Source organism: Microcoleus sp. BM001215392 (genome assembly GCF_036700185.1).
Lineage (GTDB): Bacteria > Cyanobacteriota > Cyanobacteriia > Cyanobacteriales > Microcoleaceae > Microcoleus.
The window spans coordinates 2,333-12,484 of sequence record NZ_JAUBOJ010000215.1 but is presented as its reverse complement, the minus strand read 5'-3'; the positions used below and the strand labels follow the sequence as shown (position 1 = coordinate 12,484).

At 45.7% G+C, this 10,152-nt stretch carries 6 protein-coding genes; 2 read left to right on the top strand and 4 right to left on the bottom strand.

Annotated features, from left to right (window positions below; all coding sequences use genetic code 11):
- Positions 1-337: 337 nt before the first annotated feature.
- Genes QT974_RS21155 through QT974_RS21140 form a run of 4 tightly spaced genes read right to left on the bottom strand, consistent with a single transcriptional unit; the run spans position 338 to position 5,870 of the window.
- The gene (locus tag QT974_RS21155) at positions 338-1,888 is read right to left on the bottom strand and encodes a PAS domain-containing sensor histidine kinase (RefSeq protein WP_333470387.1); all 1,551 of its coding nucleotides are present in this window, start codon (positions 1,886-1,888) and stop codon (positions 338-340) included.
- On the bottom strand, positions 1,885-2,421 hold the full coding sequence (locus QT974_RS21150) for a Rab family GTPase (RefSeq protein WP_333470386.1): 537 nt from the start codon (positions 2,419-2,421) through the stop codon (positions 1,885-1,887). The genes QT974_RS21155 and QT974_RS21150 overlap by 4 nt, the downstream gene beginning before the upstream one ends.
- Before the next feature lie 2 nt (positions 2,422-2,423).
- Positions 2,424-5,255 (bottom strand): OmpA family protein, encoded by a 2,832-nt coding sequence (locus QT974_RS21145; RefSeq protein ID WP_333470385.1) that lies wholly within the window; start codon positions 5,253-5,255, stop codon positions 2,424-2,426.
- A 6-nt stretch (positions 5,256-5,261) separates the two neighbouring features.
- The gene (locus QT974_RS21140; protein WP_333470384.1) at positions 5,262-5,870 is read right to left on the bottom strand and encodes a hypothetical protein; all 609 of its coding nucleotides are present in this window, start codon (positions 5,868-5,870) and stop codon (positions 5,262-5,264) included.
- A 245-nt stretch (positions 5,871-6,115) separates the two neighbouring features.
- On the opposite strand from QT974_RS21140, the gene QT974_RS21135 reads away from it, so the two are divergent.
- Entirely contained in the window at positions 6,116-6,337 is a 222-nt protein-coding gene (locus QT974_RS21135; protein WP_333470383.1) for a hypothetical protein, read from the top strand.
- A gap of 829 nt (positions 6,338-7,166) precedes the next feature.
- Positions 7,167-9,818 (top strand): alanine--tRNA ligase, encoded by a 2,652-nt coding sequence (gene alaS / locus QT974_RS21130; RefSeq protein WP_333470382.1) that lies wholly within the window; start codon positions 7,167-7,169, stop codon positions 9,816-9,818.
- Positions 9,819-10,152: the final 334 nt, after the last annotated feature.

Here is a 10,152-nt window from a genome sequence, read left to right as displayed (position 1 = left end):
ATTAGTCATTAGTCATTAGTCATTAGTCATTAGTTATTAGTTATTAGTTATTAGTCATTAGTTATTAGTCATTCGTTATTAGTCATTAGTTATTAGTTATTAGTCATTAGTCATCAGTTATTCGTTATTAGCGCTGTCCCCCCCGAGCGAACATCCAACGTCCAACGTTATTTTTCGATTTGACATTTATTCCACAGATGAATCTGGCAGCTTGAACTTTTGTCTAAAATTTTGGGTTCGACCAGCCAAGCTCGCGTACGTGGCGCGGTACCGATTTTTAGGCGGGTAATTCCCAATTGTCAAAGCGAAAATTGAAAATTGAAAATTGAAAATTGTATTACCTCTGTTTTTCAAATGGAATTGTGACTATAAATGTAGTGCCTAAGCCTGTGTCGCTGGCAAATTCGATTTGACCTCCGTGCAAGTCTACACACTGCTTAACTATGGATAAACCCAGTCCTGTACCGGGTATTTTTCCCACATTTTGGGCTCGGTAATAAGATTCAAACAGTTGTTCTTGGTCTTCTATTGGAATGCCAATGCCTGCGTCTTTAATTTTAAATATGGCTTCTTCATTATGACAATTTAATTGAAAATCAATATAGCTGTCGATCGGCGAATATTTCACAGCATTTGACAGCAAATTTGTCAAGATGTGTCGCAGCAATTTTGCATCTAGTGTTGGCCAGTGTTGGGTTTCCTCCGACTCCCGATTATTTTTTTTGGCAAGCGGAGTTGATTTTCGGGAAACAAAGTTAATTCTATGATTTTTCCCGTAACTAATTTTAATCGATTCTACTAACTCGCTGCAAAATTTTGGCAAGTCAACTGGTGCGGGATTGAATTTAAGTTTTCCAGCTTCGGCGCTGCTGAGCAACCGCACGTCATCTAATAGCTGAGCCATATGTTTAGATGCTGATTTAACGTGTTCTAGGTATTCTTGTTTTTCCTCGTTGGTGATTTCGTCGCCGTATTCTTTGAGGATTTGAGTAGCAAATAATACTGTATTTAAAGGATTGCCGAATTCGTGAGCGAGCATTGAGAAAAAACGAGATTTTACCTGTCTGAGTTCTTGCTCTTTTGCCAAAGAGCGGCGAATTTCTATTTCTTCTTGCTTGCGTTCTGTGATGTCCCTACCGATATAGATAAAATCGTAAAGTCCCTCTAACTCTGTCTGAATTGCCGAACAGGAAAATTCTACCCAAATTTCTTCTCCACTTTTAGTAACGCAGACTACTTCCAGTTCTCTGAGCAGCTCTTTTTGAGACAAAATATAGCGGTGTCGAGCTTGGTAAAGCAATTTTTCTTCCACTACTATTATCGATAGGGGATGGTCGATCAATTCTGCTTCGCTGTATCCAAACAACCATTGTGCCGATTGATTGACTGTTTTGATAATTCCTGATGTTGTTGTCACTAACAAAGCATCGCCCATTGAGCGAATAACTTTATCTATATAATCTTTTGAAGCTGCTAAGGCGCTCACCAAAAGATTAGCTTCATTTGCTCTCTGAATCAACGATTGCTTCATCACCATCTTTTCGGTGGTATCTTCAATCAAAATTAGCAAGTTACTTGCCATATCTTGTTCGTTTTCATGCTCAATAGCCAACATATCGAAGTATAAAGGACGGTTGTTGTCGGCAAACCGAGCGATACCTTTGAGTTCAAAACTCGGCCGCCGTCCCATGACGATGGACATCAGGATATTTTCAATGCCAATTAGTTCGGGAAAACTGATGCGAGCATCTGCACCCGGGAGCGCGTCGCCGGGAGTATCGGCATAATTCTGGACTTCGGCAGAGATTTCTTGAATGATGAAATTGTGATTTACTACCAGATACTCTGTTTGTCGCGGGCCCAAAAGCTTATGAAAAAGGGGGTTCATACTGGTTCTACCATTGTGTAAGCTAGCTTGTGGAAAATTTCGTCAACGTCTTTGCCTGTTTTAGCAGATGTTGTGTAAACTGCTATTACTTTGTCTTGACCTATTGAATGAGAGATTTCTACTAGCAGTGCTAATTTTTCCTCGTCAATCAAGTCTACTTTGTTTAAAGCGATGATTATTGAGCCTTTGGGGTTGACTGAAGAAAAAAGTTTGATGTGTTCGGAAATTCGCTCCACTGTTTCGGAGCGGGTGACATCGGCAACAATTAAAACGCCGCTAGCTCCCTGCAAGTAAGTCGGTGCGATTCCTTTGAATTTTGTATGGCCTTCCAAGTCCCAAATCAGCAACTGAGCTGTGACACCTTCCTGCTGTTTTGTGTTTTCTAGTACGATACTTTTGCGGGAAATTTTTACTCCGACAGTCGAGAGGTATTGGTCGCTAAATTGCCGATCGACAAAACGGCGGATCAGGCTGGTTTTGCCGACGCCAAAGTCGCCGATCATGCACATTTTTTTAGATATAGTAACTGACATAATTATTTGCTGTTTATGGTCTTAGTTATGGGTTCAAATAGCACGCATCTGCTTAAAATTAGCGGTTGATTGGGTTCCACGCCCGGGGGAGGATTTGAACTCCAAACGGTTTGGAGGCGCTTGGAGTCAGCACCTTGCCGCACCAAAGCATCTCGCACTGCTGCGGCACGCTGGAGCGACAACCGTTGATTTGTAACAAGTTCCCCAGTCCGATCGCTGTGTCCAATTATCTTAATATGTTTTTGAGGATATTGATCCATGAAACTTTTGATATTGGCGATGATGTCTGCTGATGTTGAGTCTAATGTTGTCGTTCCTTGCTCGAAGTAGATACGGCTGGCGATTTTGAGCGGATCTAGTTTAACAGTGCTGACGACCAACTCAACGCCGGGAATTTGCTTCAAGGACTGAGCAATTTTCTCGATGTCTGCACCGTCGGTGACTGTCCCCTCTACTGTAACTTTGCGATCGGCATATCGACTAGAAATAGAAACGCCCGACAACCGGTTCAAAACAGCGGTGATTTGCTGCACTTGGGCCGCCGCCAACACCGGATCTGGAGGTACATCTACAGCGATAATTTTATTGTCTAATTTCAGATTTGGTGCCGTTGATGCGGCTATTTTTTCAGCTTTGGCGCGCAATTCGGGATTTGGCAATTTTCCGGTTAACTTGAGAGTGTTGCCGTCAACGTCAGCGTTTAAGCGGTAAACTGCTAATTCTGGGGTCGAGGCTAAAGCTAAAGCGGTAGTTGCTTCGAGGCTGCGGTCGATGTTGCGGCGGTATTGATAAATTCCCCAAGGTACTAAGATTAAGCTGAGGGCGAGTAAACTGATACCTGCTAGGGCGATCGGCGGTTTCGTTGATTTTTCCTTTTCTGGTGGGTCGAATAAAGTTTTGATAAACGGGTGCAGCGAGTCCGGTATAGTACCCGGATCGCCGTTAAATTGGTGAATTAATTTAGCGTAATTAAGGATGAGATTACTAACTGTTTTCCGCAGCTTGTTGACAAAATAAGTTGGCGGTTGTCCTTTAATTACGACTGCCATGTAACAGTATCCCGCTACTTCTAGCATAATTTTGGAGTCGCCGTATTCAATTTGATTGAGTTCCGAAATTTCTCCGGGTCGAACGATGCACTCGTTAACAAAGCTGCGAATAGCTGTCAGCATTCCTGCTACCATTTCTGATTCTAACTGGTAGGTTTCTGAGTTTTGAACTTCGGAAATTACCAAGCCGGATGCTTTGTGAATTAAGAATGCTGCTTCGACGCTAAAAGGTATTGATTCTCTGAGGATTAATTCAGCTTCGGAGACTCCTTGTACTTGGGAGCGAATTTTGCGCCCAACTCCTTCCATGCTCAAGCTATTTGATACTTTTTCGTTGATAGTTTTAATAGCTTCTGCCATGTATTTAGCGATCGTACTGCCAATTACCGGATAGAGAGCATCCACCATAGAGTCGCGTTCGAGGGATATTTGGGCTGTAATTGCTTTGCCCATTTCCGGGGCGAGGGCTTGGGCGATCGACTCTTGATCGAGGCGAATTTGCTCTTTAATCGCCAGGCCGATTTCTGGGGCGATCGCCTTAGCAATATCCTCTGGCGAATTGATTATTTGTTGAGCAAGTGCGTCGGGGAGCAATTCAGCGATGGCCGAGCTCATGGCTGACTTGTTTTCCACAGTTTTTGCCCTAATCACTTCGTCAATAATCGGTACCATCGCGTTGACAACTTCTTCTCTGGAATCGGAAATTTTGCGGCTGAGAATTTCTGCAATCCAAGGCAGCATCAGGGCGATCAGCTCTTGGGGATCGTAGATTTGGTGTTCGAGTTTTCCTAATTTATCGTCGATGCTTGCTAGCAGATTGCGCACCCCCGGCAAGTCGTTTTCTGCCAGAAGATTTTTCACTTGTTCGATATCCGACATTTGCGAGCCAAAAATCAGACTTTGCAGCCTTCCCATCGCGTTGTCGGCTTCATTTAAGTTTTGTTTAATGTCGCCTAATATTTCCGAGCGCTGCGATAGCTGTGTCGGCTGTTCAGGGGACTGTGGCATCGATGGGAGCGCAGCAACCACCGCATCTAAATATATTTTTTCTGACGGCTGTGGAAGTGTGGGAACTAGGGAATTGGGATCGGTTGGGGAGGGTGCTGCCAGAGTTTGGCGATCGGTCAAATCGTCTAAAGCGGTGTCTAAATCCTGGGATTTTTCTCCCCTATGGTGCTGGGGAGAATCGGAAATGCTCAAGTCAGACAATGCTTGTAGGGGTGGCGATTCTGTCTGAAGATCCGAAACATCTGCTGAAACATCTATAGTTTTAGCTGAAGAATAGTTTTTTTCTAGTTCTGAAGTATGGAGTTTTTGAGTAGCGAACAGCCAACTTTTGGACTCGCCTGTAACATCCGCCGAACCAGGAGACTGAGGTTGGTGAGATGCAGTTTCTGACCCGACGGCTGCAATGGACTCTGACTGGGGCAAGGAAATAGCTAACAAATCAATCAACCCGCCGAGGGCAAAAGCTTGAACATTGTTGTCGCTCCTGTCACCTTCGGGAGCTGGATTTTGCTGTGCTGCAATTTCCTCTGGCTGGGGCGAGGAAATAGTTAACAAATCCATCAACCCGCCGAGGGCCCCAGCTTGACCGTTTTTGCTGCTTTTGTCACCTTCGGACTCAGGATTTTGCTGTTTTGAACCAGCAATAATTTTGAGATCGACTAACAGATTCAGCAAGGGTTCTAGCTGGGATGCTGCCTGGGCAGCAGACTCGTCAGGTTGAGAAACAAAACCCTCTAGCTGATTTTCAACTTCCGGATTTTCTTTCGGTAAAGCCATGCGTTATTATCCGTGGTGGTGGCGCTCCGGCAACAGAAATTCGCTATTTAACTTATTATCAGCAACGCCTTTAAGTTCGGGCACAAATTCTGTTCCTTTGAGCCTCATGCCGAGTTCAAACAGAATTTCTGCCATGTCGTCTCGGGAAACTTTAACATCTCTGAGCATGGAAAAGCGCCGATCGAGTTCTTCAAAAATTTGTGTTTTCAGAGTGCGAGTTTCTTCGGAGAGCCGCTCTCTGCTTTGGGAGAGTTCGTCGCGAATCGAACTGGTTTGATTGTCTATGGCCTCGTCCAGGGCTTCTATGCTGCTGGAGAATTTGCGGTTAACGCGATCGATTTGCTGCCGGAGGTCGGCGCTTTCTTCTTGGGTGTTTAAGGTAAGGGATTTAACTTTCTTTTCAAACGAATCAACTGCCGCTCTCATTTCTGCCGACAGAACTGTTTTTACCTGTTCGATGCGAGCCTGCGTATCTTGGTGCATCATCGACAAATCAGAATCTATTTTATCGAAGCGATTGTCGTATTCTCTAAGCTGCGCTCCGAAAATGATATCGCGAATCTGGTCAATATTTCCCAGCCGTTCGCGCATTTCTTCTTTGGTTATTTCGGCCATGATTTTACCTCGAATCTCCTAAAATTGTGAGTTTAAGAACTGTACTATATTTTTTGTTAAACTGCTAGTCAAACTGTTTAACCAGGCCCAAAAGAGCTGATGCCGACTTTTACTGCGATCGTTGACAGTTGTCGTATACAGGGGCTTTTTGACTTGGCACAGCTCGACGGTTAGACACTCCCACCCCTTAGTCGGGGATGATATTTTGGAGAAGTTTAACTTTAAATCTCCTGACATTCAGGTTCTTGGAGGCAATCATCAGAGCCAGAACCAGGCTCCCCAAAATAGCGATTTGCTATCCTTGCCTTGCAGCAAGCTCCTCACACGTAGACTTTCGCCCCGATCGCGAGGTAGGTTTTAATGTCTGGTACTTACTTTTCAATGATATCGCATCTTTGACCGTGCCTAATGCCACACCGCCGGAGCAACGGCAAAAACCGGGTTCGACGATCGCCCGTTATGTATAAGGTATTACTCAAAAGCTCGATCGATCGAGTCACAGCAGTCCGAGCCGGATAGCACGAATAGAGCGGAACCCTCGAAGTGAGTTCCGCAAGCGAGGGAGACGATCGCACTCTAATAGCTGGCGCAGAGATGCTTCTACCGGCATTCTTTCCCCTCGGACTCTCTCCCCCTCGGACTTTCTCCCCTCTCGCCCTCTTCTGCTATCAAAAAGCGTAGGGCCCGATCGACAACGACCAGACCCAATAATATGAGAATCTTTGATTTTCTAACAAACTAGATGTGTTTCCGGTAGAGAACGAATTTCTTACTAAGGTTTACAACTTGTGCAGCTTTACTTTTATTCCGCAAGCACAATAAGTCTGACTCGACTGCGGTTTGGCTTGACTGCGCGATCGGCAGTTTTGCCACTATTCCAAGTTGCGATCGGTTAATTTCGGCTGCGCTGGGGAATCTAGACCGGAGACACCATGCCTATATCCTCGAACTTTGTTTCTAAATATGGCGACCTCCTATTTCTTTCTGTCTCGGTGTCTACTATTAAATTATCACGAGCTTTGGGAGGAGTAAAGCACTATTTGTAAAACTTGATGAGTCTTTACATTACTAAGTATAATGATATAAATATCCACATAGATGTAAGTTCTATTGCAATACGGTTGGGTTAAGCCCGATCCCCCCTAGCTCCCCTTAAAAAGGGGGGGACAAGAGTTGTCTCAAAGTCCCCCTACAAGCAGGGGGATGCGAGGGCGATCTCCGGGTAATAAACACTGTTAACTGAACTGTATTGAGTTCTATTGCTACCACATCTTCACATACTTAACATTTTTTGTCATGTCTATTTCTCCTAAGTCTCTCGGCGGTAGTCAAATCCGCGAAACCTTCCTCCAATTTTATGCCGATCGCGGACATAAAATATTACCGAGCGCTTCTTTGGTGCCGGAAGATCCGACAGTATTGCTGACGATCGCCGGAATGCTACAATTTAAGCCGATATTTCTCGGACAGCGCACCGCCGAATCACCGCGCGCTACCACTTCGCAAAAGTGCATCCGCACCAACGACATCGAAAACGTCGGCCGCACCGCCCGCCACCACACGTTTTTTGAGATGTTGGGTAACTTCAGTTTTGGGGATTATTTCAAGAAACAAGCTATTGCTTGGGCTTGGGAACTTTCCACAGAAGTTTTCGGTTTGTCACCGTCCAATTTAGTTGTTAGCGTTTTCCGCGAAGATGACGAAGCTTTTGCGATTTGGCGCGATGAAATTGGGATTCCGGGCGATCGCATTCAACGCATGGGAGAAGCAGACAATTTCTGGCAATCTGGCCCCACAGGCCCCTGCGGCCCTTGTTCCGAGATTTACTACGATTTCCATCCAGAAAGAGGTGACAATATTGACCTCGAAGATGATAGCAGGTTTATCGAGTTTTATAACCTAGTTTTCATGCAGTACAATAAGGATGCAGAGGGCAATTTAACACCGCTGCAAAATCAAAATATTGATACTGGAATGGGATTGGAACGGATGGCACAAATCCTCCAGAAAGTCCCTAACAATTACGAAACAGATTTGATTTTTCCAATCGTCCAATCGGCGGCAGAACTTGCTGGAATTGATTACCACAATAGCGATGAAAATGTCAAGGTTTCGCTAAAAGTAATTGGCGACCATATTCGGGCTGTGGTGCACATGATTGCGGACGAAATTCGCGCGTCAAATGTGGGGCGCGGTTACATTTTGCGTCGCTTGATTCGCCGGGTGGTGCGCCACGGGCGGCTGATTGGCATTCAGGGCGAATTTACGGTGCGGGTGGCTGAAAGTGCGATCGCTCTTTCGGAAGCAGTTTATCCAAATGTGCGATCGCGCGAGGCTCAAATTAAGGCAGAATTGGCAAGGGAAGAGGCGCAGTTTCTCAAGACTTTGGAACGGGGAGAGAAGCTGCTTGAGGAAATTGTCGATCGCACAAAACAGCAAACCAACCAACAAATCAGCGGACAAGATGCCTTCACGCTTTACGATACCTACGGTTTCCCCTTAGAACTAACCCAAGAAATTGCCGAAGAACAGGGAATTACTGTTGACTTAGACGGCTTTGAAGTGGCGATGAAGGAACAGCAAACTCGCGCTAAAGAAGCTCATCAAACCATTGATTTAACAGTGCAAGGTTCCTTGGACAAGTTGGCTGAAACTATCCAGGGTACAGAGTTTGTTGGCTATAATGAATTGTCGAGTTTAGCTGAAATCAAAGTTATCTTAGTTGACGGTGAAGCTGTGGAATCAGCAGAGGCGGGAACCGAGGTACAAGTTGTGTTGAACCAAACGCCGTTTTATGCAGAATCCGGCGGACAACTTGGGGACAAAGGTTATTTGCAAAGCGGAGAAACTGGTGATGGTTTGTTGGTGAGAATTGATGACGTGAAGAAAGAGTCGGATTTCTTCGTGCATTTCGGGTTTGTAGAACGGGGAACCCTAAAAGTTGGCGATAGTTTGACTGCGAAAATTGACAATAGCGGCCGCCGGAGAGTTCAAGCCAACCACACAGCAACTCACTTATTGCAGTCAGCTTTGCGAAAAATTGTAGACGATTCAATTTCCCAAGCTGGTTCCCTGGTATCGACAGACAGATTGCGGTTTGACTTCAATTCTCCGCGCGCTGTCACAGCAGAAGAATTGGAGAAAATTGAGGATTTAATTAATAGTTGGATTGCTGAAGCCCACGTTGCGGAAGTTGCCGAAATGCCGATCGCCCAAGCGCGAGAAAAAGGAGCCACAGCCATGTTTGGCGAGAAGTACGGCGACGTGGTGCGGGTTATCGATTTTCCCGGCGTGTCGATGGAATTGTGCGGGGGGACTCACGTCAGCAATACGGCTGAAATCGGGCTGTTTAAGATTGTTTCCGAAGCGGGGGTTGCGGCTGGTACTCGCCGGATTGAAGCGGTTTCGGGCCAGGCTGTCTTGGATTATTTGAACGTGCGCGACAGGGTGGTGCGCGATTTGGGCGATCGATTTAAGGCGAAACCCGAAGAATTGCCGAACCGGATTACTAATTTGCAGAATGAGTTGAAGGATACTCAGAAACAATTGGCTGCTGCAAAGTCCGAATTGGCGATCGCAAAATCCGACCAATTGCTAGCACAAGCTGAGTCCATTGGTGAGTTCAAAATCATTGTAGCTAAATTGGGAGATGTGGATGCAGAAGCATTAAAAACTGCCGCCGAAAGATTGCAGCAAAAATTAGGAAATGCTGCCGTTGTTTTAGCATCAATTCCTGAACCAGACAAGGTAAGTTTGGTGGCAGCTTTTAGTCCGGAAGTCAATAAAAAAGGATTACAAGCTGGCAAATTCATCGGCAAAATTGCCGAAATTTGCGGCGGAAAAGGTGGCGGGCGGCCGAATTTAGCCCAGGCTGGAGGACGCGATGCAAGTAAGTTGCAGTCAGCGTTAGAAAATGCTCGCAATCTGTTAGTTGAAGGGTTGAGTTAGCCTGGGTTTTTCCCACAATCCCGCCAGGGGTTAAAACCCCTGGCTAATAGCGAAAGTCCTCGGTCGAGGACTAATGAGTTTTTCAGTCCTCTTTGAGAGGACTTTCGCTTTGAGGCGGGGGTTTAAACCCCCGACGGACTGCCGGGAAGCGCATTATCTCTGGGCCCTTACATCTGCGTCCATCCGCGTCCATCCGCCAACATCTGCGGTTCAAAAATCCCTTGATATCCCACCGCAAAAAATTTAAAATCAAACAAACATGGGTAGTAGGCCGCCAGAGGTTTAAACCCCCGACGGACTGCCGGGAAGCGCATTATCTCTGGGCCCTTACATC

Bases quoted from the DNA above. Each gene is read 5' to 3' on its own strand.
- QT974_RS21150 (WP_333470386.1), bottom strand. From the start codon at position 2,421: ATGTCAGTTACTATATCTAAAAAAATGTGCATGATCGGCGACTTTGGC.
- QT974_RS21140 (WP_333470384.1), bottom strand. From the start codon at position 5,870: ATGGCCGAAATAACCAAAGAAGAAATGCGCGAACGGCTGGGAAATATT.
- QT974_RS21145 (WP_333470385.1), bottom strand. From the start codon at position 5,255: ATGGCTTTACCGAAAGAAAATCCGGAAGTTGAAAATCAGCTAGAGGGT.
- QT974_RS21155 (WP_333470387.1), bottom strand. From the start codon at position 1,888: ATGAACCCCCTTTTTCATAAGCTTTTGGGCCCGCGACAAACAGAGTAT.
- alaS (WP_333470382.1), top strand. From the start codon at position 7,167: ATGTCTATTTCTCCTAAGTCTCTCGGCGGTAGTCAAATCCGCGAAACC.